The sequence below is a fragment of the Bacteroides sp. AF34-31BH genome, assembly GCF_003602795.1.
In the GTDB taxonomy this organism is placed as follows: Bacteria; Bacteroidota; Bacteroidia; order Bacteroidales; family Bacteroidaceae; genus Bacteroides; species Bacteroides uniformis.
This window is the reverse complement of sequence record NZ_QTLV01000003.1, coordinates 287406-313668: the sequence shown is the minus strand read 5'-3', so window position 1 is coordinate 313668 and position 26263 is coordinate 287406. Positions and strand designations below refer to the sequence as shown.

The window sequence follows — 26263 nt, the reverse complement described above, 5'->3', positions numbered from 1 at the left end:
AGCTTTTAATAACAGTTATTTTTAAATCTTAAATTAAAGTATTATGAAGTTACACGCAAATGTATGCTCTCAATGGGAATGGACAAAATTGAGACAATTGCTTGTTATCGTGTTACTAGGTTTGGGTATTGTTTCCACGTATGGACAAACCAAAACAGTATCCGGTATCGTTAAATCAGAATCGGGCGGTGAGCCACTTGTAGGAGCCACCGTCAAAGTGAAAGAAACCAATACGGGCGGCATTACCGACATCGACGGCCGTTACACCATCCAGGCAAATCTGGGACAAACATTGATAGTCTCTTACATCGGCTACCGCACCAAAGAGGTGAAAGTAGAGCGCACCACCCGCATCGACATACTGCTGCAAGAAGACAATGAGATGCTGGACGAAGTAGTAGTAGTGGGATACGGTACGATGAAACGCAGTGACCTGACCGGTTCCGTAGTCAGCGTGACGGGTGACGAACTGAAAAAGTCCGTAGTCACCTCGCTCGACCAAGCTTTGCAAGGACGTGCCGCCGGTGTGCAGGTGACCCAGAATTCCGGAACTCCGGGTGGCGGTATCTCGGTCAGCATCCGTGGTATCAACTCCTTGAACGGCAACGAACCGCTCTACGTTATCGACGGTGTAGCCATCTCAGGCAACAACACCAGCAACAGCAGCGTGCTCAGTTCCATCAACCCTGCAGACATCGTTTCCATGGAAGTATTGAAAGATGCATCGGCCACAGCCATCTATGGTAGCCGCGCCTCCAACGGTGTAGTACTCATCACCACCCGTCAGGGCGAAGAGGGCAAAACGAAGGTCTCCTACGAAGGTTACTATGCCTTGCAACAGCTTCCCAAGAAACTGGAAACACTGACACTCCCCGAATATGCAGTTTACCAGAACCTCCGCGCCGCCACCATCGGCTTCGGTGCACGCGAAGAGTTCAAAGACCCCTCACTCCTCAGCCGCGGTACCGACTGGCAGAATGAAATCTTCCGCACTGCCCCGATGCACAACCATCAGATAAACATCTCCGGAGGTTCGAAGAGCATGAAATACTCGCTCTCCGGCGGCTACATGCAGCAAGACGGTATTGTATTCGGTTCGGACTTTGAGCGTTTCTCTTTCCGCGTCAACATGGACAACGACATCAACAAGTGGCTCACCACCGGCTTGCGCGCCTCCGTAGCCCGTACACAGCAGACCAACAACGTAGACGGTTCGGGTGCCATCTACAATGCCCTGAACCAGCTCCCCGAAGTGCCTGCCCGCAACCCGGACGGCAGTTTCGGCATGCAGACGGAGAACATGTATGGAACTTACTTCTCCAACCCCCTCTCCGACCTTATCCAAAATGAAAACTATAGTCGCAACACACAAGTCTATGTCAACGCCTTTGCCGACATCAAGCTGTGGAAAGGACTCGTATTCCGCACGGAATATGCCGCCAACTTCAATTACAGCAACGACTATAAGTTTACCCCCTCCTACGACTACGAGCACTTCAAGCAGCAGTCGTCAGCAAGCCGTGGAGCCGGCAACGGAAGCAACTGGACATTGAAAACTTACTTTACTTATAATAATACCTTCGGCAAACACGGCCTCTCTGCCATGCTGGGACACGAAGCGCAAGAAAACAAGTACGAGTCGCTGAGCGGCAGCCGTACCAACTTCCTCTTCAACTCCGTACACGAACTGGATGCGGGTGATGCCACAACAGCAAAAGCCAACAGTTCCCGTGGTTCATCCGCCATCGAATCATACTTCGGCCGTCTGAACTACAACTACGACGACCGCTACTTGCTGACCGCTACGCTCCGTGCCGACGGTTCGTCTTCGTTTGCCAAAGAAAGTCGTTGGGGTTGGTTCCCTTCGGTAGCATTGGCTTGGAAAGTCAACAACGAAGCTTTCCTCAAAGATGTGGAAGCCATCAACTCACTGAAACTCCGCCTGGGTTGGGGTGTAGTAGGTAACCAATGGGCGGGTTCCTATGCCTACGGCGTCACCATGGCTTCGGCAGCCTCCATCTGGGGTACTGGTTTCTATGCAGGCAACTATCCTAATCGTGAACTGAAGTGGGAAGAAACAAACTCCTTCAATGTAGGACTCGACCTCGCCCTCTTCAACAACCGCATAGAGTTCATCGCCGATGCTTATTACAAGAAAACGGACAATCTGCTGATGCAAGCTTCTCTTCCTACCTACGTAAGCGGTCTGATTCGTGCACCGTGGGTCAATGCCGGTGCCATGACCAACAAAGGTGTAGAATTTACCCTGAACACGCACAACATCCAGACACGTGATTTCACCTGGACCTCAGGACTCACCTTCTCCATCAACCACAACGAAGTGACGAAGCTCTACTCCGAATCATCCGCTATTTCGGGAATCAACGGTTCGGAAACACTGACCTACACCATGGTGGGCGAACCGGTCGGGCAGTTCTACGGCTATAAAGTAATCGGTATGTTCAAGGAAGAAGGAGATTTCTACAAGAAAGGTGCCGACGGCAACTTCCTGCTCGACGAAACGGGCAACCGCATCCAAGTAGCCATCCCGAAAGACCAGACCATCGGCAAATCGGGCATCTGGGTAGGTGACTACATCTATGAAGACCGCGACAACAACGGTGTAATTGATGAGAAAGACCGCACGTTCCTCGGCAATCCGGCACCCAAATTCACGTTCGGCTTCAACAACTACCTTTCTTATAAAGGATTTGACCTCAACATCTTCCTGAACGGCTCGGTGGGCAACAAGGCTATCAACCTGATTCGCCGCACCTTCACCGATCCCATGCGTAACAGCAACCTGCTGAAAGAAGCTACCGGCATTGCCCAAATCGCCATGCACGACCCCGAAGTGGGCGACGAGGTACTTTCCAATGTTTACGTGGCCAACGCCGATGCAGCCAAAGTACAACGCATCACTACCAGTAGCGCCAACGACAACAACCGTATCTCCGACCGCTTTGTTGAAGACGCTTCCTACCTCCGCATAAAAAACATCTCGCTGGGGTACACCTTCCCACAGAAATGGTTGCGCCGTTTGCAGATAGACCATCTGCGCCTCTACGTCAACATCCAGAACCTCTGTACCATCACAGGCTACAAAGGCTACGATCCCGAAATAGGCGCTTTGAACTACAATGTATTGCTACGTGGTGTGGACGATGCGCGCTATCCTTCGCAACGTATCTATACATTTGGCCTTAACTTCAATTTCTAATGAGCCAGACAAATCATTTATCATTTAAAATCTCAATATAGTTATGAAACACAGATTTCTAACCCTTATATCATCGCTCCTTCTGCTTACGGCATGCAGCGACTCATTTTTGGAACGTGCTCCCGAAGGAAACTACGTAGATGTGACATACTACACTTCCGACGATGCACTCGAACAAGCCACTGCACCGCTTTACAACCGTGCATGGTTCGACCTCAACTCCCGCGCCATCGTGCCGCTGGGCAGTAACCGTGCCAACGATAACTTCAGTCGCTGGGGAGCTCCCGAGTTCACCAACTTCAAGGTGACAGCCCTGAGCGAAAACCTTGCCAATGCATGGACAGGTTTCTACTCGGTCATTACAATGGCCAATGCAGTTATCAGTGATGTGCAGACCAAATGTAGCAACAGCGTAAGCGAACGTGCCAAGCGCACAGCCATTGCCGAAGCCCGCCTGATGCGTGCTTGTGCCTACTTCTACATGGTTCGCCTCTGGGGACCGGTTATCATCATCGAAGACAACGACAAAGTGGTTGCCAATCCCATGCAACCGCTCCACCGCGAAGAAGATGTGCTGGAACTCGTTATTCGTGACCTCACTTATGCAGTCGAGAATCTTCCTGAAGTGGCAACCGCCAAAGGACGTGTCAACGCATGGGGTGCAAAAGGCATGCTTGCCAAAGTCTACCTCGCCCGCTCAGGCTGGAAAGGAGGCACACGCGACAACGCCGACCTGGAGAAAGCCAAGGAACTGGCCGCCGACGTGATAAACAACAGCGGCATCAGCCTTTACGAAAACTATGAAGACCTCTTCAAGTATAAGCACAACAACAATCCCGAATCGCTCATTGCCATGCAGTGGGTGCCACTGGGTGATTGGGGCGTATGCAACACTCTGCTTGCCGACCTCGCCGGCAACAGCAAGATGACCGGCGGTGTAAACGTATGGAGCAGCTATCAGGCAAGTATAGATATGCTCCAGCAATATGAGTTGGGCGACACTATCCGCCGCAACGCCACCTTTTGCACACCGGGTACATACTATTCATACATCTGCATTGCCGACGGTGGTTATACTTACGACGGCGCCACCTCTTGCATTAAAAAAGGTGTACCGGGCGGTCCGGACGACGACAACGACGGTTATATCCAGTCCATGAACTCTCCGCTCAACACCTACATCCTACGCCTTGCCGATGTTTACCTGACCTATGCCGAAGCTTGTCTGGGCAACAGCGAAGAACTGGCCGGTGGTCCCGGCCTGGAAGCATTGAACCAGGTGCGCGACCGTGCACGTATCCCCCGCAAGGAACGCGTAACCTTCGAAGACATCATTCGCGAACGCCGCGTAGAGTTCTCGATGGAGTATTGTAACTGGTATGACATGGTATCGTGGTATCACTGGAAACCCGACTACATGCTGAATTACTTCCAGAACCAACACCGCGGCTACACAGTAGACCTCATCGTGAAAGACGAAGACGGTTACCTCCACTTCGGCAAGAAAGAAGGCGACACTTTCCTCGAAGGCATAGAAAATTGGCAGGAACCGGGCGAGAACATCGAAATCCACCACGGCAACATCCTGATGCCTTATCCGGAAAGCGATGTCATCCAGAATCCGCTACTGAACGAAGAACCGGTAGCATACGAATTCAGTGAATAAACCAAGTTATACATTCATTATCTCAAATAACGACTTTAATATGAAATATATACATTTTCCTTTTGTGTTGCTCACCATCCTGTTGGCATGCAACCTTTTCACCGCCTGCAACGATGACGAGGGCGGCGGTGTTCCCGTAATCCACCACATCCGTCTTGTCGACCCAGAGAAGGCCGACAGTACGTTCACCGATGTAAATCCGGGCACCATGATTGTAGTCATCGGCGAAAATCTGAATGATGTGCGGAAAGTGTTCATCAACGAACAAGAAGTTTCGTTCAATAGCAACTACGGCACTTCCACCAGTCTCATCCTCACTATCCCCGGCGAATTGCAACTGACGGGTGCCAACCCCGAACTGAAAGGCGAACTGCGTATCGAGACCTCGCACGGCATTGCCACGTACTCCATGCATGTACTCTCGCCCGCACCCTACATCACCCGTGTAGCCACAACCTTCCCCGTGGAGACGGGCACGCCTCTGCGCATCGTGGGCGGTAACTTCTACGAAATTCAGCGCGTTTATTTCACCACTGCCGTGGACGACATCACCAATGCACCTGTTTCGGTAGAAGTAACGGACTACACGGTAAACAAGAACTTTGACGAAATATCATTCAATGCTCCCGCAGGCCTGATTGATGAAGGCAGTCTGGTAGTGGAGTGCTATACCGCATCCGCATTTACTCCCTTCCGTCGCACAGCCCTCCCACCAAGTATCAGCAAGGTAAGCTCCATGATGCCTATCACGGGTACCACAGTTACCGTACTGGGACAGAATTTTATGGATATCGCCTCCATCACAATGGGCAATCGCTCGGTAGATCTCTCTACTGTTACCGTAAGCGAAGCTAACGATATGCTTACCTTTACCATGCCGCGTGCACCGCAAGGCACTTGCTCACTCGCCATTACCACAATGGGCGGTACTGCCGAAGTTCCGGGCTTCTATCCTTTGGAGAATATAGTATTGAACTATGACAACATCGGTTGGTTCTCCTGGGGCGGGCAAGCTGTACCCGTCACTGCCGACGGTACAGCAGCTCCTTTCTTCTCGGATGGTAAATGCTACAGCATATCAGGGGAACTTTCAGCATGGAATTACTGGTGGGGCCAATTGCAGAACGGTGCCGTATGGGGCATTGACACAGCCTTCCTGCCTACCGATACACCGACTTCCGAACTGGCTTTGCAGTTCGAATGCTTCGTGGCAGTGGAATATGGCGAAGGTCCTGTATTCCGCATCTACCTCAAAGGGAATGAGGCTCACAACTACACGAACTATCGTCCGGTGAGCGACTTCACCGGAAAAACCGAAGTAGGCCAATGGATGCAGTGCAGCATTCCGCTCTCCGAACTGGTAGACGAAACCACTTGGGGCGAGTTCCAAAAACGTGACGGTGACGAGTTGGCACTCCAGATGACAAATCCCAGCGAAAACGGTCCATACAACATCGAAATGTATTTTGATAATTTCCGAGTTGTCAAGATACAATAATTTGAATTAAATTCTGGCACAGGATTACACAAAGTGACACCTTCTTTTAAACTCTTAGACGCTGATTCAATTGAATCAGCGTCTAAAAATAAATACACCGAAATTATTAAAACGAAATTTTACCGATACCATGACACAAATCTTCAAGAAAACCTTATTAACCAGCCTGGTTCTATTTCTGATGACAGCTTGCTCTGACGATAAAAAGGAGCTGAAAATCATCGTAGAGCCTACTTCTTTCCATTTTGAACAAACGGGTGGTAGCAAGAAATTCGGTATCACCCCCAATGAACCAGCCACTTTCCAAAGTTCGGAAGCATGGTGCAAAGTAACCTCGGAAAGCAGCACTCCCGTACAGGCAATCTATAACATAACCGTAGAACCCAACACTACGCCCGACGTGCGCAACGCCATCATCACCGTCAGCGTAAAGGAGCATATACAAGAAATCAACGTGGAGCAGGCGGCCTATATCCAAAGCGATGAACCGGAAAAATACACTGTACGCGAGAATCTCACAACCCACCAACTGATTAACGAAATGGGACTGGGCATCAACCTAGGCAACACGCTGGATGCCGTGGGCGACTGGATAGACCCAAGCAACATTCTCAATTACGAACAAGCATGGGGAAGCCCTATTATCACACAAGAAATCATTGAAGGATATGCCAAAGCGGGCTACTCATCTCTGCGCATACCGGTCAGCTGGGGCAATCTGCTGTCCGACGACTTCAAAGTGCATCCTGACCTGATGGACCGCGTAGAGAAAATCCTAAACTGGACCCTCGACTGTGGCATGGTGGCTATCATCAATATCCACCACGAAAACGAATGGATTAAACAAGTACCCACCGACAGCAAAGCAAAAGAAAAATTCACTTCCATCTGGAAACAGATATGTGAACGCTTCGAAAAGTACGGTGACCACTTACTGTTCGAGCCAATGAATGAAATCGGATACGATGAGATTTGGACTCCGTGGGGCGGTAGTGAAGCCGACAAGGCAAAGGCACTGGGATACGTGAACGACCTCAACCAGCTCTTTGTCGACATAGTAAGAAACAGTGGCGGCAACAACGCCAAACGTCATCTGTTGGTGGAAATCTACAACACCAACTTGGAGTATGCTTACGACCCCTTGTTCAAGATGCCGAATGATCCCGCAAACCGACTTGCTCTTACAGTGCATTACTATACTCCCGCAAACTTTGCCATACTGGGTGGAGGCGAGGTTGTCGATTGGGGTGTAGGCCGGGAAAGCTGGGGAACGGAAGCTGACTTCAAGGAACTGAACGACAATATGGACCTACTGAAGAAGAATTGCGTAGACAAAATCCCCGTCATCATAGGCGAATATTGCGCCGACTCCAGAAACAGAACAAAGGAAGTGATAAGACTCTTCTGTGTTTCCGTAACCGAAGCCATCTACTCGCGCGGCATGTGCCCAATGCTATGGGACACTCCGGGGGGACAATACAACCGACAGACTTGCCAGTTCGACGACCCTCTCTTCTTAGAAGAAATGATGGCTATTCCGGTTAAATATCCACGGAATTAAACAAATATTCATAATCAATAATCAAATAAAAATGAACAGAATCAGCACTTGTTTCGCCAGCCTATTGCTTTCTTGTGCATTGACGGCACAAGCACAGCAATATCAACTGAATTCACCGGACGGAAAACTAATTGTCAACATCGAAGCCGGACAAGCCCTCAACTGGGCGATTGCCCACGACGGTACCACCGTTCTTTTGCCTTCAGACATTGCCATGCAATGCACTGAATCTGAGGGAAAGCCCATTGCTTTCACCTTCGGCAAAGATGTGAAGGTGACCAAAGCTACCCGCACTTCCGTCGACACTTCCTTCCCCACTCCTTTCTACAAAAAGGCGAGTGTGAAGGACACTTATAACCAACTCACGCTGAAATGCCGTAACGGCTATAGCATACAGTTCCGCGCCTACGACGACGGAGCCGCCTATCGTTTTGTTTCCGAACTGCGCAAACCTTTCTGCGTGAAGGACGAGATTGCCGAGTTCAACTTCGACCGCGATTACCACGCTTTCGTGCCCTATATTAACGACAATCGCGCCGGCGAGCGTTACTGCTACTCCTTCGAGTCCTACTACGATGAGGCCCCCCTCTCTCGCATGTACAAAGACTCGCTTGCCATTACTCCGCTGATGGTAGAACTGGAGAACGGAAAGAAAGCCGTCATTATGGAAGCCGGATTGTCCAACTATCCCGGCATGTTCCTCACTGCCAACCCACAGATGCCCCACGGAGTGAAGGCAGAATTCGCCCCCTATCCACTGGAAACAGTCATCGGAGGCTATGACCGCTTGAACCTCGTCCCTACCAAACGTGCCGACGTTATCAGCAAGCCCAACAATGCCCCCTACTTCTGCCCCAACGGGCGTCCCACAGGGAAACAGACCTATCCTTGGCGTGCCGTGCTTGTTGTTACCCACGACACACAACTCGCCAACAACGACATGATGCAACGCCTCGCACCCGAATGCCGCATCGCTGACACATCCTGGATTAAACCCGGAAAAGTGGCATGGGACTGGTGGAATACTTGTAACCTGACCGGCGTGGACTTCAAGGCAGGCATGAATACGCCCACCTATAAGAAATACATCGACTTTGCCGCCGAAAACCAGCTGGAGTATATCATCATCGACGAAGGTTGGAGCGGAAAGGAATCATTAATGGAAGACATCAGTCCCGAAATCAATCTCGAAGAACTGGTGGCATACGGCAACCAAAAGGGCATAGGCATCATCCTCTGGGCAAGCTGGCGCAATCTTACGGGAGGAGGCGACATCTCCCCTGCCGTGGAACAAGTTATCAGCCACTACGCACAAATGGGAATCAAAGGTTTCAAAATTGACTTCTTCGACCGCGACGACCAACTCGCCATCTCTTCTACCGAACAACTCGCAGCATGTGCCGCCAAGCATCACATGTTGCTTGACCTACACGGACTGAAACCCTTCGGCATCCAGCGCGCCTATCCCAACATCCTCAACTTTGAAGGTGTGAAAGGACTGGAAAACAGCAAGTGGGAGCCCATCGTGAACGGTGCACCCTTGCATGACTTCCCGCGCTACGACGTTACCGCCCCCTATCTGCGCCAACTCGCCGGTCCGATGGACTATACGCCGGGAGCTATGGTAAATGCCACCCGTTCCCTGTTCCGCTCCGTCAACGACCACCCCATGAGTCAAGGTACACGTGTACACCAGATGGCTATGTACACCGTCTTCGAAGCACCCTTGCAGATGCTTGCCGACAGTCCCAGCAAATACATGAAGGAACAGGAATGCACCGACTTCATCGCCAAGGTTCCCACTACCTTTGACGAAACCATTGCTCTTGATGGTAAAATAGCCGAATACATCACGATAGCACGCCGCAAAGGAAACACTTGGTTTGTAGGCAGCATGACCAACTGGACTCCGCGTAGCTGCACCATCGACCTCTCCTTCCTCAGCGAAGGCAACTACGAAGCCGAAATCTTTGCCGACGGCATCAATGCCGACCGTGAAGCTACCGACTATAAAAAAGAAGTACGCATCGTCACTGCCAAAGACAAACTCAATGTACAACTGGCACCCGGCGGTGGATGGACAGCACGAATTACAAAAAAATGAATCTGAGAAAACTGTTTCTGCCATTGTGTTCAGTAGCCTTGTGCCTGCAATCCTATGCACAAGACAAATCCTTCCTTAAGGATATGCTCTGGTATATAGACAACCCTTCTGTATTTGAAAAAGGACAAGAGGAAGGACACGCTTGGCATATGCCCGAAAAGAGCATGCTACTGAATGGGACATGGAAGTTTTTCTGGTGCGATACACCGGAAGGGATACCTGCACACTTTTTTAACCCCGAATTCCCGGATAAGCAATGGGGCGACATCAAAGTTCCCTCAAACTGGGAAATGCAAGGTTATGGTGACAAGCTGTTCAGAAATGTATCTGCTCCCTTCGGGGTGAATCCACCACATGCTCCCAAAGAGTATAACCCTACCGGACTATACCGGCGAACATTCAAGGTACCTGCAAGTTGGGCAGCAAAAGACCAGATATTTTTAAAGTTCGAGAAAGTGGCATCCGCTTCTTTTGTATGGGTCAACGGTCATGAAGTGGGCTACAATGAAGGAGCACAAGAACCTGCCGAATACAACATCACTCCTTATTTGAAGCCGGGCGAAAACACGCTGGCTGTCTGTGTACTAAAGTATTCGGACGGCTATTACCTGGAAGGACAAGATTATTGGCGACTGGCCGGAATCTTTGACGACGTATGGTTGTACGCCACACCTGCTGTCAGGATATTCGACTGGCAAGTAATCACAGAGTTTGATAATACGTATACCGATTCGCAGTTAAGTATTCAGGTAAAAATCAAGGACTACCAAAAGAAGCCAAGCGAGAATTATGGATTGAAAGCTTACTTAAAGGATAAAAACGGCAAGATTATCTGTAACTTTTCCGCAACTCCATTTGAAATGGACGCTGCGGAAAAGACAATACAGTTGCATACCTTAGTACAAGAACCCCAGAAATGGACAGCCGAGACACCCGAGCTTTATACGCTCGGTCTGGAATTATCCAATCCGACCGGTCTGCTGAAAGACAAGATAGAAACGGTCATCGGATTCAAAAAGACAGAAATCAAAGACGGTGTTTTTTATCTTAACGGTATCCCACTGAAAGTCAATGCACAAAATTCGCACATGCAGCATCCCGAAGAGGGACATATCATGGACGAAGCCACCATACGCAAGGATTTTGAATTGCTGAAACAGTTTAATTTCAATGCCGTACGCACCTCCCACTATCCTCCGGTGAATAAGTATTTGGAACTGGCCAATGAATACGGGCTTTATATCATAGACGAGGTGGGCGACGAAGCCCATGCCTCGGAATGGATTTCAAACCTCCCGGAATACGAAGAGATGTATCGCGAGCGATGCCGCAGAATGGTGTTACGGGACAGAAACCATCCCTGCGTCTTGTTCTGGAGCGCAGGAAACGAAAGCGGTGAAGGTATCAACATTACCCACACCATTGAAGAAGGGAAATCACTAGACCCCACCCGCTTCTGGATGTATGGCGGAAATGCATTCTCCCATCCGGCAGAAGATATTATCGGACCCCGTTACCCTACTCCTATGGAACTGGAAATGCAAGTAGGCATAGGAATGGGAGAGGATTCCCGACCATCGTTTATGGATGAATACTTATCGGTTGCAGGCAATGCCGGCGGTGCCCTGGACGATTATTGGGAAGCCATCTACCGGCACCCCCGCCTGATGGGAGGGGCCATCTGGGATTTTGTCAGTCCGGGACTGACCGAACGGATAAGGCAAGTGGACGACCTTTCGCCCTTCCATACTCCCGCCCATCTGATGGGAAATGCCCGCTTGGTGAAGGAAGGAAAGAACACGGTGCTGGACTTGAACGGTCACGACCAATGGGTAGAGGTCTATCGTGCAGACAATGTAGAGATGAACAATAATGAACTGACACTCACTTGCAGAATCTACCCCCGGAAACTGGTAAGCAGTTGCGGCTCATTCATCACAAAAGGCAATTATCAGTTCGGGCTGCAACAACGCGGTAAAGACAAACTGGAATTTTATATCTATACTGATAAAAAGCATTCCGTATGCGCCTCCTTGCCTACTGACTGGGAATACAACTGGCATCAAGTGACGTGTGTCTACGACGGACAGAAAATGTCCATCTATATAGACGGAGCAGAAAAGGCCTCCACACAAGCATCGGGCAATATCCGGAACTTACCCTACCCCGTCAACATCGGTCGGAACGCAGAAACACACGGCCAAGAGACTTCGGTCTACATCTGCGATGCCCAAATGGACGAAGTCGGCATTTTCGCCAAGGCACTGACTTCTTCTTTTCACCCGGAAGAAGCCGCCCTTTGGCTGAACTTTGAGCAAGAGACGGAAAATGGTACATTCTACAGTTACGGCATTGGTGCACGTACGTACGGCAGCATCTGGCCCGACCGTAGCGTACAGCCCGAAATGTGGCAAATGAAGAAAACCGGACAGCCTCTTTCTTTTTCCATGTCGGATGTGACAGAGGGAGTCGTTGAGTTATGGAATCGCAATCACTATACGAATGCTTCCCGATATGCCATACGATGGGAATTGAAAGAAGATGACAAGGTTATTCAATCGGGCGACTTGGCACTCTCAACAGCACCGCTTAGTCGTGAACTGGTGCACATACCTTATAAGAAGCCTGCCCTGATTCCCGGCAAAGAATACCGCCTGATGCTTCATGCCGTCCTGAAAAAAGATGAATTGTGGGCAAAAGCCGGACATGAGGTGGCATGGGAAGAACTTGAACTGCCTTGGAGCCTGCCATGCTCTTCGGAAGAAAAGGTTCAAGGCATACCTTCCTATTCACTTTCGGAGAAAGAATTGATTGTCTCCGGAGAGGGCTTCAAATATGTTTTCAACCGTACTGACGGACAACTGACGTCGATGGTTGTTCAAGATATGGAACTGCTGGAGTCACCGCTCCGGCTGAATCTTTGGCGTGCCCCGCTGGCCAATGAGCTGGACAACTGGAATGCTTCCAGTGCCCGCTCCTCCAACTGGAAAGAAGGTTACGGATACACGGTAGCCACAGAAATGTATTCTGCAGGGATTGACCGCCTGACACATCAGCCCCTCTCTTTTTCGGTGTCCGAAACCACCGAAGGCGTACATATACACATCATTGATGCGGAATTGATGGGCAAAGGAGAAAAAGAGAAAAAAGACCTCTACATCGAAGGAGTACAGAACAACGGCATCATCAACCACTATGAGTATATTATCAATAGTGAAGGGACGATAGAGATACGCCATGTATTGAAGCCTGAAGGGAAAATGCCGCTTTGGTTTCCTCGTATAGGACTTACGCTGACCGTAAGCGATGCGCTCGACCAAGTGAAATGGTACGGCCGAGGACCGCAAGAGAACTATCCGGACCGGAAAACCGGCTATCCGACGGGGATATATGCCTCTACCGTACAAGCTATGTACGAGCCCTATCTAATGCCACAAGATTACGGATTGCGGACAGATGTACGCTGGTTGCAACTGACTACGGACAAAGGCATCGGCCTTCAATTCAAGATGAACGAATGGTTTAACTTCAACATTTATCCGTACAGCACGGATAACCTGACGAAAGCGATGTATACCTACCAATTGCAGAAGCAGAAAGGCATGACCCTGAATCTCGATTATGCCACTACCGGGGTCGGTTGTACAGCCCGCGGTGTATTCGGTGCTTACAAAGCGATGCCGCAGGAATATCGGAGAACCATCAGCATAAAACCTATGATGAAATAAAAACATTGTATCGGACTGGTAAGATTATGAAAAACAAAAATTACTTTATTCTATTAGTGTTGTTTTTAAGCGCTCTACAAATAAAAGCGCAGTATTCATTCGACAACGTGCTTTATGGCGCAGCCTATTATCATGAGTATATGCCCTATGAGCGACTGGATGAAGATATCCGGCTGATGAAAAGAGCCGGCCTGACAGTAGTGCGCGTTGGAGAATCTGCCTGGGGAGTATTTGAGCCGCAAGACGGAACCTTTGAATTTGAATGGATGGACCGCATTCTGGACAAGATGCATGCAGCAGGAATCAAAGTCATCTTGGGAACTCCCACCTATTCCATTCCTGCATGGCTGGCATACAAACACCCGGAAGTGCTGGCAGAACACGCTAAAGGGAACAAAGCCTATTATGGAATCAGACAGAACATGGATTTTACAAACCCGACCTACCAATTCTATTGCGAACGGATTATCCGCAAGATGCTGGAAAGATATGCACAGCATCCGGCAGTCATCGGGTATCAAGTGGACAACGAAACAGAAGCGCGCGGAGTAAACAACAGAGACTATTTCTTCGGATTCAGGAACTACATCAAACAGAAATTCAACAATGACCTGAACCTGCTTGCCAAGGAATGGGGAATGAACTACTGGGGAATGAACATCAACACCTGGGAAGAGTTCTATCCGCGCGATGGAGTGACAAGCCCTTCGTACAAGAATGAATGGGAGCGCTATAACCGGAAGGAAGTGGCCGATTTCCTGAATTGGCAGTGCGACCTTGTAAATGAATACAAGCGTAAAGACCAATTTGTTACTCACTGCTTTATGCCCGACTTCCATAATATAGACCAAGTGGAAAGTTTCAGGCAAATGCAATATCCTGCCATCAATGTCTATCACGATGTACAGGATAAACAAGACGGCCAGCGCATCGCTTATGCCGGTGACTTCGTGCGCACCGTAGCCGACAACAATTACATCGTCATGGAAACCAACGCACAAGGCATCGGCTGGGATGCCCGCACCCAGTTTCCTCCATACGACAACCAGTTGCGGCAGAATGTGTACGCACATTATGCTTCCGGAGCCAATATGGTGGAATACTGGCACTGGTCTACCCTGCACTATGGGCAGGAGACATACTGGCGCGGCGTGCTGGGCCATGACATCCAACCCAACCGCATATACAAGGAATTCACCACCACCGCCAAAGAGTTGGAAAGAATAGGCAGCCACATCGTGAACTTGAAAAAGAAAAACCGAGCAGCTATCCTCTACAGTCATGATTCTTATCATGCTCTCGGCTTCATGCCCTACACTTACAAGAGCAATTATCCCATTGATATGGTGCATAAAGCCCTCTATTTCCAAAACATAGAAACGGACATCATCCCTTGTGACAAGACAACCGATTTCAGCGGATATGACATGCTTGTCATTCCCCCTTTGTATGTGGCTACCGACCAATTACTATTAGCCATTGATGAATTCGTACAGTCCGGCGGACACGTGGTAATGATGCACAAAAGCGGTTACTGCAATGAGCACTCCGCAGTTCGGGCCACCTTGGCTCCCGGGCCGCTACGCAAAGCCTGCGGCTTCCATTACCAAGAATTCTCCACTATCGGTGACTTATCATTAAAGGATAACCCCTTTCAATTAGAGGGAAAGAACCAGATAAGCGACTGGTATGAATTCCTGATTCCCGAGACAGCCACCCCGTTGGCTTATGCAGAGCATCCATTCTTCGGCAAATGGCCCGTTGTCACCGAAAACAAGTATGGCAAAGGCAAACTGACCTACATAGGAGCCTACCCTTCGCAGGAATTGCTGAATGCCATCGTGCGAAAGGCAGCCATCCATGCCGGTATCATCTCTTCAGAGAGCGACGTGTTCCCCATCATACAGCGTTCGGGAATAAACAAAGCCGGAAAAGCCATCCGTTACTTCTTCAATTACAGCAGCGAGAGCAAAGAAATCACTCATAACTATCCGACGTCCAAAGAGCTGATTTCCGGCAAGACTGTAAAAGAAGGAGACCATGTAACATTGCCCCCCTGGGGAATTCTCATCATGGAAGTTTATTGACCATCAGAAAACATGAGAAAAAATGAGAAAAAAGATATTTGCCTTTCTATTGCTAAGTGCCCTATATGCCGGCGCCCAAGAAGTTCCGGACTGGGAGAATCCTATTGTAGTCGGCATCAACAAAGAGCCGTATCATGCCACACTGACATTGCCTTCGCAAAAAGCCGATTGCAAAGAAATCATATCCCTGAACGGCAAGTGGCGATTCCAATGGTCTGCCGACCCGGGAAAGCGCCCGGCCGACTTCTACAAGAATGATTTCAATACCGACACATGGGATACCATCACAGTGCCGGGAGCATGGCAATTGCAAGGTTATGGCAAACCTATCTATTCCAACGTAAACTATCCTTTCCAGAAGGATGCACCCAGAGTAACAAGCGAACCTCCCGCCGAATATTACAGTTACGGGCACAGAAATCCGACAGGCTCTTATGTCACCACGTTCGAGGTGACGCCCGATATGAAAGACAAGTGCCTATACCTTCACTTTGAAGGAGTAAAATCGGCCATGTATGTCTGGGTAAACGGACAGCAGGTAGGCTACAGCCAGAATTCGATGTCACCTGCCGAGTTTGACATAACCGGATTTGTGAAGAATGGAACCAATCGTCTGGCAGTGGAAGTGTATCGGTGGTCGGACGGCAGTTATCTGGAAGACCAGGACATGTGGCGGCTTAGTGGAATACTCAGACCGGTAGAGCTATGGATACGCCCCCGGACAAATATCCGGGACTATAGGTTCAGCAGCGACTTGTCGGACGACATGCGTTCAGCTACATTCGGAACCGAAATTTGGATAAGAAATCAGACCGACCGCAAAGTAAAAGACCTGACCGTAGAAATAAACCTGGTGGGGAAAGACAACAGAGGAAATAAACTCGACAAAAAAATGGTGACTCCCGTAGGTACTATTCAGGCCTTTTCTGAAACGAGCGTCACGCTGTCCGAAATGCTCCGGGAGCCTCAACTATGGTCTGCCGAGAAACCGCATCTATATGACATCCACATCAAGCTTCGCAGGAAGAATGAACTTTTGGAATCATTCGAATACCATTGGGGCATACGGAAAATAGAAATCGCGGGAGACGTCTTCAAAGTCAACGGGAAAGCCGTCAAGCTGAAAGGAGTGAACCGTCACGACTTCCATCCCCGTATGGGATTCTTTGTCGACAGCCGGACGATGGAGAGAGATATCCGGCTGATTAAACAAGCCAACATCAACATGATACGCACGTCCCACTATCCACATCTGCCATTGCTGTACGAGCTATGTGACAAGTATGGAATCTACGTAATGGACGAAGCGAACCACGAAAGTCATGCCTACGGTTTGGGGAACAAAGTATTAGGAGACAACCCTCAATGGACACTGGCCCATGTGGACCGGGCAGTAGCCGTGGTGGAAAGGGACAAGAACCATCCGTGCATCCTATTCTGGTCATTGGGCAACGAGGGTGGAAGCGGTGCCAATTTGCGAGCTATGGCAGACACAATCCGTGCCTTAGACCCCACCAGACCGATATACGACGATACAGACCGCACCGTATCCGATGTCTATGACGAAGCTTATCTGCATCCCAACGCTTTGAAGGAACTTGGCGAGAAAATAACCGACCGCCCCGTATTCATGAGAGAGTATGCCTACGCCATGGGAAATTCCATCGGCAACCTCAAGGAGTATTGGGATGTGATTGAAAAGGACGAAAGTATTATCGGAGCTGCCATTTGGTGCTGGGTAGACCAAGGCATTCCTAAAAAGCTTAACGGTGCACCGTTAAGTTTCGGCGAGAGCCCCTCGTCACTCCCATTACTGCCCGATGAATTCTGGGCGTATGGAGGAGATTTCGGGGACTATCCCAACGACGGTCCCACCGGCATTAACGGGCTGGTATCTCCCGACCGGGTGCCTCACCCCCATTACTATGAAGTACAAAAAGTATATCAATACATCAAGTTTGAAAAGAAGGGAACACAGCAAATCAAATTGACCAACGGGTATGCGTTTTCCGATTTGGATGAATTCGATTACAGCTATGAGTGGATATGCAACGGAAAGGCTGTACGCAACGGCGACCTCCACTTGTCCGAAGGGAATCTGCTGGAGGTACCTTCAAGACCGGATAAGTGTGGGGAACTTTGCCTCAATGTATATGCCACGTTGAAGGAATCCACGACGTGGGCAGAGAAGGGCTTCAAAGTTGCCAAGGAACAACTTACGTATCATGACTATGAATTCCCACAATTGAAGGATGACGGCGGGAAGGCCACGTTTAAGGAGACACCCGAAGCGGTGGAAATTATAGCCGCCGATGCCTTGTTCACCATAGAAAAAGGTACCGGTGCTTTGGTGAGTTGGCGAGTCAAGGGAGAAGAGTTGTTGCACAGTGCCTTGGAACCCTATTTTTGGAAACCGGCAAATGACATTCAGGTCCGCAACGGCTACAATGAACGTTTGAGCGCTTGGAAAAATGCAGAGCAAAAACGTATCGTAAAGGCATACCAAGCAACCGTAAACGATGGTATGGTGATAGTGGATGCCAGTCTCTCCCTCCCCCGGATAGGAGCCGGTTACCATCTCCGCTACACTGTGGACGGCAAAGGCCGCATACAAGTAGAAGCAACCTATCAGCCTGAAAAGGAAGATATTCCGCTGATGCCCAAATTCGGTATGCGCATGAGAATGCCCTCGGCGCTGAACCGGATAGCCTGGTACGGACGCGGCAAGTTCGAGAACTATCCCGACCGCAAGAGCGCCGCTTTCCTGGGAGTCTACGAGTGTGGCATACACGAATTTATCACGAACTACATCGTACCGCAAGACAATGCCAACCGGTGCGATACACGCTGGTTCATGCTGGGAGACAGTGAGCGATGGAAAATACAAGTCAAAGGCTTGCAACCCCTATGTTTCCGTATATGGCCCTACGGGGAAGAAGACCTGGAAGGGAAAGAGCATGCGCACGAACTGCCCGAACGCGACTTCATCAACCTGAATATCGACTCCAACATACACGGAGTAGGTGGAAACGACGGATGGGGCGCACAGACCATGAAGCCATACACCATTGACGGCAATCGCTCTTACCGGTATGGGTTTATCATGGAGTATATGGACAAAACAGAATAATCCGTTCATCAATGCATTCAAAAAGGGAATAAACATTTTGTAAACAACAATAAAGGTATGAAAAGAAACATCTTTAAAACAATTCTCCTATCCGCCTGCATCCTGCAAGGGGGCAGTGCATTGGCACAACAAGAGAAAGCAGAACCGGGCAAGTTCTCACCTACCTGGGAGTCATTGTCCCAATACGAAGTGCCCGAATGGTTCCGCAACGCCAAATTCGGCATATGGGCACACTGGGGTCCGCAATGCCAACCCGAAGCCGGCGACTGGTACGGTCGTGGCATGTACGAAGAGGGCGGTGCTGCCTACAAGTGGCACTTGGAGCATTACGGACATCCTTCGGAATTCGGCTTCAAGGATGTAATCAACGAATGGAAAGCCGAAAAATGGAATCCGGAGAGGCTGGTAGCCCTTTTCAAGAAAACCGGTGCCCGATATTTCTTTGCTATGGGCAACCATCACGACAACATGGACTTGTGGGACAGTAAATACCAATCATGGAACTCCGTCAACATGGGCCCCAAGCGAAACGTACTGGGCGAATGGGAGAAAGCGGCCCGCAAAAACAAACTTCCCTTCGGTGTCAGCATCCACTCCTCCCATGCTTGGACATGGTATGAAACTGCACAAGGAGCCGACAAGAAAGGCCCATACGCAGGAATCTCCTACGATGCCCGCGTAGTGACTAAGGAAGACGGCAAGGGAAAATGGTGGGAAGGCTACGACCCGCAAGAGCTATACGTACAGAATCATGCCCTGAGCGGACATGCTTGGGCTGCATGGGACTGGCCCGAAGGAACCTCTGTCCCCCCACAGAGCTACTACGACAACTTCTTCGACCGCACAGTGGACATGATAAACAAGTATCATCCCGACCTGGTCTATTTCGACGACAGCGTACTCCCCTTCTGGCCCATCAACGATACGGGGCTGAAAGTCGTGTCGCACTACTATAACCAAAACATGAAGCTTCACAAGGGCAATCTCAATGCCGTAGTCTTCGGAAAGAAGCTGGAAGCTAAACATAAAGAGGCCATCGTATGGGATGTAGAAAAAGGGGTTCCATCGGAATGCCAGGACAAGGCGTGGCAAACCTGTAGTTGCCTCGGTACTTGGCACTATAACCGCTCTGCTTACGAAGACAACTGGTATAAATCAGCCGAGACCGTCATCCACATGCTCATTGACATCGTCAGTAAAAATGGCAACCTATTACTAAGCGTACCAATGAAAGGAAACGGCACCATCGACGACAAGGAAGAAAAAATTCTGGAAGACATAGCCGCCTGGATGGAGGTGAACGGAGAAGGAATATTCGACACACGTCCCTGGTGTATTTATGGTGAAGGTCCCTCCACAGAAACAGCAATACCTTTGGACGGAGCAGGATTCAACGAAGGCAAGAACGCACCCTACACTTCTGCCGACATCCGGTTTGTGAAAAAAGGGAAATACTTGTATGCCCATATCATGAAATGGCCCTCAGACGGAAAAATACAGATAAAATCACTGGCTACCGGCAGTCCCTACTGCAAAGGAGAAATCGAAAAGGTAGAATTATTAGGAGGTGGAAAGGCAAAGTTCAGAAGAACTTCCAAAGGCTTGCTTATTGACCTTCCCAAAGACAAGACACCCAATCCTATTTCTTTGGTACTGAAAATCACTAACCGTTAAACTGCTGATATTGTATGAAAAAGGGATTTTTTTTAAGACTATTTGTCCTGCTGATGCTGACATCTTTCATAGCAGAACAAGGCAGAGCACAAACCTACCAACGCACCTCACAAGGCATAAAAAGCACTGTGCAAGGTATAAATATAGATATTAGCTTCTTCTCTCCTGTCACAGTGAGAATCTTAAAATCGCCTGACGGCTGGAAGTATACCAAAGAAAGCTTGTCGGTCATCGGGCAACCGGAAAAAGTAAAACTATCCGTCTCTTCGAAAGGGGGCATATTGACTATCAAAAGCCATCAGCTTACAGTCCATCTCAACGAAGAGACCGGACAAATAACTTTTGCCTCTTCCGATGGAAAATCGCTGTTGCAGGAACAAAATAAAGGCGCACGTTTTGATGATTTCAACGATGCCGGCACAAAAACCTTCAGCGTTTATCAATCGTTCACCTTAGAGAAAGACGAAGCTATTTATGGATTGGGACAATTGCAAAACGGCAAAATGTCGCAACGTAACCAGACCAAACGCCTTATCCAAGACAATCTTGAGGATGTGATTCCCTTCTTCCAGTCCGTCAAAGGCTACGGTCTCTTTTGGGACAACTATTCGCCAACCATCTTCAAAGACAATCAAGAAGAGACATCCTTCCTTTCTGAAGTCGGCGACTGCATTGACTACTATTTCATGTACGGCGAAAATGCCGATGGAGTAGTTGCCCAGATGCGCTACCTCACAGGACAAGTGCCCATGTTTCCATTATGGACATATGGATTCTGGCAAAGCCGTGAACGCTACAAAAGCCAAAAAGAGATTGTTGGCGTAGTGCAAAAATACCGCGAACTGGGTGTGCCCCTCGATGGAATTATCCAGGATTGGAGATACTGGGGAAGCAACTACCTGTGGAACGCAATGGATTTTTTGAACGAAGAATTCTCCGACCCAAAAAAAATGATGGAAGACATACACGGAATGAATGCCCACATTATCATCTCCATTTGGTCAGCTTTCGGACCACATACCAAACCCTATCACGAGTTGGATAAAGGGAACATGCTCTTCAACTTCCGCACATGGCCCGAATCCGGTTCCGAGAAGTGGCCTCCCAATATGGACTATCCATCCGGTGCCCGCGTGTACGATGCCTACCATCCGCAAGCACGCGACATCTATTGGAAGTACCTGAACGAGAACCTACGTTCTGTGGGTATAGACGGCTGGTGGATGGACTCTACCGAACCCGACCATTTTCACCCCATTCCTGAAGATTTTGACACGCCCACCTATTTGGGGTCATTCCGTAAAGTACGCAATGCCTACCCTTTAATGAGTGTAGGTGGAGTGTACGACCACCAGCGTGCCGTAACTTCGGATAAACGCGTATTTATCCTTACCCGCTCAGCCTTTGCCGGCCAGCAACGTTATGGTGCCAATACATGGACAGGAGATATCACAGCATCATGGGAAGTTTTGGAGAAGCAAATACCTGCGGGATTAAACTTCTCACTATGCGGCATTCCCCATTGGAACAGCGATATCGGCGGATTCTTCCTATGGCAATATCCCTTGATGCTGGATGACCCGGATTATCGCGAGCTTTATGCCCGTTGGATACAGTTCGGTACATTCTGTCCCATGATGCGATCACATGGGGAAGGTGCTCCCAGAGAAATCTATCAATTCGGCAAAAAAGGCGAGCCAATATACGATGCGATTGAGAAATACATTCGGTTACGCTACAGTTTGTTACCATACATCTACACAACTGCCTGGGAGGTAACTGCCAATCAGTCCAGCTTCATGCGTGCCTTGGCAATGGATTTTGCCCACGATCGCAACGTGTGGAACATCCACAATCAGTATATGTTTGGCAAATCCCTATTGGTATGCCCTGTAACCCAACCCATGTATACCCAAACAGTTTCGGACACCATCCGTGTAGAAGATTTCAGTACCGTTAAGTCTATGCGAATATATCTGCCTAAAAATACGGAATGGTATGATTTTTGGACCAATCAGAAACACTCCGGCGGACAATATATCGTGAAAGATACCCCTATTGACATTTTACCACTTTATGTGAAAGCAGGTTCCATCCTGCCAATAGGTCCCGAAGTGCAGTATAGCACCGAAAAATCATGGGACAACTTGGAGATAAAAGTGTATCCCGGTTGTAACGGCGAATTCACACTTTACGAAGACGAGAATGACAACTACAATTATGAAAAAGGAATGTACAGCACCATTACGATGAAATGGAATGACCGTACTCGCATGCTCACTATTGAAAATCGGAAAGGAGAGTTTTCCGGTATGTTGAAAGAACGGAAATTCAACATAGTAACTGCTGATGGCGCAAAAAAGGCAGTGGCTTATAATGGGAAAAAAGTAACGGTTAAAATGTAATGGTTTCTAAAAACAGCTATTAATTTGCATTATGGAAATAAATACTCGTATGAAAAAATATCATCATTATCTTACCCTTTTAAGTTTATTTATGCTGCTCGGCATCCTGAAATTGCAAGCAGCGATACAACTCCCTGCCATATTTTCCAACCATATGGTGCTACAACGTAACTCAGAACTTACTTTCTGGGGATGGGGTATTCCGGGAGAAACAATTTCCATCGCCCCCGAATGGATGAAAGGAGAAATAATCAAAACCCAAGTCAATAATACGGGGAAATGGTCAGCCCGTGTACCTTCCGGCGAAGCCGGCGGACCTTATGAGATTCGTTTCAGCGGCTCGTCAGAAGTAACCTTGACCGATGTCATGCTAGGCGAAGTTTGGCTGTGCAGCGGACAATCCAATATGGAATGGAGCGCCAACCACGGCATAAAGAACGGAGACGAGGAAACGGCAAATGCCCATTGTCCCAATCTCCGAATTTTTCACGTGGCCAGAATAGCCGCCCCGTTCCCTCAAGAAAACTGTTTCTCGCAATGGACACAGTGCACGCCCGAAACGATGCGCAGCACGAGTGCCCTGGCCTACTTCTTCGGCCGCAACATCCAGGAAGAGCTGGACGTGCCGGTAGGAATCATCGTAGCCGCATGGGGCGGAACCACCGCCGAGACATGGACGCCCCGCGAATGCGTAATGAGCGACCCGGTCTTGTGCGACTATCCGTATGAATCCAATCCTTGGTTTCCGGCTGAAACAGGCACGTTGTACAACAGCATGATTTATCCCGTGATGCCCTACGGCATTGCCGGATGCATCTGGTATCAGGGAGAAGCCAACCAAGGCCGTGCCAGCTCCTACGCCCGGGTGATGCAGCGGCTGATAGGCTCGTGGCGTACCGGATTTAACAAGGAATTCCCATTCTATCTGGTCCAGATAGCCCCCTTCCAATACCACTCCAAAGACAACGGACCGGCACTGCTACGCGAGCAGCAGGCCATGTTGCCCGAAATGCTGGACAAGGTCAAGATGATTACCGTGTCAGATTTGGTGGACAATGTGCAGGACATCCATCCACGTGACAAAAGAAGCGTAGGCAAACGTCTCGCCAATCTTGCACTGGACGATACATACCATATATATGCAGGCCCCTATAAAAGCCCGGTCTTTGAAAGCGCCTACCGCAAAGGCAACCATGTGACAATCTCTTTCAAAGACATAAAGAACGGACTGGCCGTACACGGGAAAAGGATAGAGGGGCTGATGATGGCCGCAGCCGGCCAGGAATGGCAAGAGGCCCGGGCCAGGATAGACGGGGGAAAGCTGATTGTCCCGGTAAAAGGAATCGAAAGCCCGGTTTCCATTCGCTACTGCTTCAGTGACGCTGCTCAAGGCAACCTTTTTTCAACGGAAGGCATCCCCTTAGCCCCCTTCCGGGCAGACAGCATTGCCTCTTCTGAAAACATTCCGGTTTCTACAGACAGCGCTTTGGAAGAATCTTTTGAATTCTCGCCCAAGTTCTCTACCGGCAATGCCAATCCCCTTCTCGACTTCCAATACATGGCCGACCCCACAGCAGTGGTGCACGACGGCCGCATTTATGTGTACGGTACTAACGACCACCAGCAATATGATGTAGTGGGCCGTAACGGGAAAAACACCTATCAGCACATCCATTCGCTGACGATGGTCTCTTCTGACGACATGGTGAACTGGACTTATCACGGAGTAATCAATGTAAAGGCTCTGGCTCCCTGGGGAATGGCTTCGTGGGCACCTTCCATCGCTTCGCGCAAGGAGGCCGACGGCAAAACCCACTTCTATCTGTACTACTCCAACAGCGGTTCCGGTGTAGGTATGCTGACCGCCACTTCCCCCGTGGGGCCCTGGACAGACCCATTGGGCAAATGTGTGGTAGACGGCAATACTCCAGGACTCGGCAAGTGTAAAGCTCCCTTCGATCCGGGAGTAGTCATCGACGACAAGGGCATCGGCTGGCTCTCCTTTGGCGGGGGCGACAGCGACGACTACATTCCCGGAGACGCACGCATCGTGCGGCTGGCAAATGACATGAAGACGCTGGACAGCGAAATAGTTGAAATAAAAGCGCCATACCACTTTGAAGCAAACGAACTGAACTATCTGAACGGCACTTGGATTTACACCTACAACACCAACTGGAAGAACCGGGATGCATGGCCCCACAAGGATATAGACAAGCCGAGCCGGTGCTGCATGAGCTACATGACGAGTCGCACGCCACTTGAGACAGACAGCTGGACCTATCGGGACAACTACTTCAAAAATCCCGGCGACTATGGCATGTCCGACAGCAACAACCATACACATCTGGTAAAATTTCAAGGGAAGTACTATCTCTTCTACCACTCACTGGGCTTGCAGGACAGCCGCGACCTCAAAGTGGGCGTCCGCAGTATCTGCGTGGAAGAAATAGAGGTGGACGAAAAGGACCTCACTATCCACATGGGCACAGCCACAGCCAAGGGCGTTTCACAAATCAAGCCTCTCGACCCGTTTGCGCAGCAACAGGCCGAGACCACAGCCGCCACACGCGGCGTTGCCTTTGAACCGACCGGACAGACAGGCAACATGTCTGCCGTAGGAAACAAGAGCGGACAGGCCATCTGTGTCCGCGGTGCGGAATTCCCGCAATCACCTCAAGCCATACAGATGAAGATAAAAGGGAAAGGCTCCATCGAAATACACATGGACAGTCCAGACGGTCCGCTCCTATCCACCTTGACCTTTGATACCGATACGTGGCAAACATTGACAAAGCCGTTGGACAAACAGATAAAAGGCAAACACGACATTTACTTCGTATTCGGGAACGGAAAGTTCTTATTTGACGAATGGAAATTCACAAAATAATGAATCCGTCGGCAGAATCTGCCCAGTATCTCTTCACCCTTGTGATGATATCGCTGCACAATTCGAGCCAACACACAACAAGCTAGCAAGTTACTTTGCCAGCGTTTTGCCACCATATTGGCAAAGTTTTGCCATGCCTTTGGCAAAGCTTTGCCAATGTGGTGGCAAAACCTTGCCAACTTGTCGGCAAGAAAGACAAAAGCAACATCGCTGTCCGCAAAGAGGCGGAAGCACGTCCTCAATATAATTCCGCTAACGGGAAAGAGACAGATTGGTTCCATTAACGGGCAGAAGTTTTAA

Annotated in this window: 12 protein-coding genes; all 12 read left to right on the top strand. The window is 49.4% G+C overall.

Features of this window, described 5'->3' with window-relative positions; translation table 11 throughout:
* The first annotated feature begins 43 nt into the window (after positions 1-43).
* Positions 44-3220, top strand: a complete 3177-nt coding sequence (locus tag DWZ67_RS07350; protein ID WP_005834643.1) for a SusC/RagA family TonB-linked outer membrane protein — start codon at positions 44-46, stop codon at positions 3218-3220.
* 43 nt (positions 3221-3263) lie between these two features.
* Complete coding sequence (locus tag DWZ67_RS07345; protein ID WP_005830278.1) at positions 3264-4886, top strand: RagB/SusD family nutrient uptake outer membrane protein; 1623 nt, start codon at positions 3264-3266, stop codon at positions 4884-4886.
* Positions 4887-4926: 40 nt separating this feature from the next.
* Positions 4927-6384: a glycan-binding surface protein gene (locus DWZ67_RS07340; protein ID WP_005834641.1), complete on the top strand. Its 1458-nt coding sequence runs from the start codon at positions 4927-4929 to the stop codon at positions 6382-6384.
* A 130-nt stretch (positions 6385-6514) separates the two neighbouring features.
* A complete protein-coding gene (locus DWZ67_RS07335; RefSeq protein ID WP_120138464.1) occupies positions 6515-7945 on the top strand; it encodes a cellulase family glycosylhydrolase in 1431 nt (476 codons plus the stop codon).
* A 31-nt stretch (positions 7946-7976) separates the two neighbouring features.
* Positions 7977-10049 carry a glycoside hydrolase family 97 protein gene (locus tag DWZ67_RS07330; protein ID WP_005834638.1) on the top strand — a complete coding sequence of 691 codons (2073 nt, stop codon included), beginning with the start codon at positions 7977-7979 and terminating at the stop codon, positions 10047-10049.
* The gene (locus DWZ67_RS07325; RefSeq protein ID WP_243635140.1) at positions 10046-13777 is read left to right on the top strand and encodes a glycoside hydrolase family 2 TIM barrel-domain containing protein; all 3732 of its coding nucleotides are present in this window, start codon (positions 10046-10048) and stop codon (positions 13775-13777) included. The genes DWZ67_RS07330 and DWZ67_RS07325 overlap by 4 nt, the downstream gene beginning before the upstream one ends.
* Positions 13778-13803: 26 nt before the next feature.
* Positions 13804-15864, top strand: coding sequence for a beta-galactosidase (locus tag DWZ67_RS07320; protein WP_057281388.1), 2061 nt, complete (start codon positions 13804-13806; stop codon positions 15862-15864).
* A gap of 22 nt (positions 15865-15886) precedes the next feature.
* The gene (locus tag DWZ67_RS07315; protein WP_057086968.1) at positions 15887-18994 is read left to right on the top strand and encodes a glycoside hydrolase family 2 TIM barrel-domain containing protein; all 3108 of its coding nucleotides are present in this window, start codon (positions 15887-15889) and stop codon (positions 18992-18994) included.
* A gap of 57 nt (positions 18995-19051) precedes the next feature.
* A complete protein-coding gene (locus DWZ67_RS07310; protein ID WP_009037731.1) occupies positions 19052-20668 on the top strand; it encodes an alpha-L-fucosidase in 1617 nt (538 codons plus the stop codon).
* 14 nt (positions 20669-20682) lie between these two features.
* Positions 20683-23073, top strand: a complete 2391-nt coding sequence (locus DWZ67_RS07305; RefSeq protein ID WP_120138460.1) for a TIM-barrel domain-containing protein — start codon at positions 20683-20685, stop codon at positions 23071-23073.
* Between the two features lie 49 nt (positions 23074-23122).
* A complete protein-coding gene (locus DWZ67_RS07300; RefSeq protein WP_240058016.1) occupies positions 23123-25963 on the top strand; it encodes a family 43 glycosylhydrolase in 2841 nt (946 codons plus the stop codon).
* Between the two features lie 158 nt (positions 25964-26121).
* A complete protein-coding gene (locus tag DWZ67_RS20580; protein ID WP_255342453.1) occupies positions 26122-26247 on the top strand; it encodes a hypothetical protein in 126 nt (41 codons plus the stop codon).
* The last annotated feature ends 16 nt before the right edge of the window (positions 26248-26263 follow it).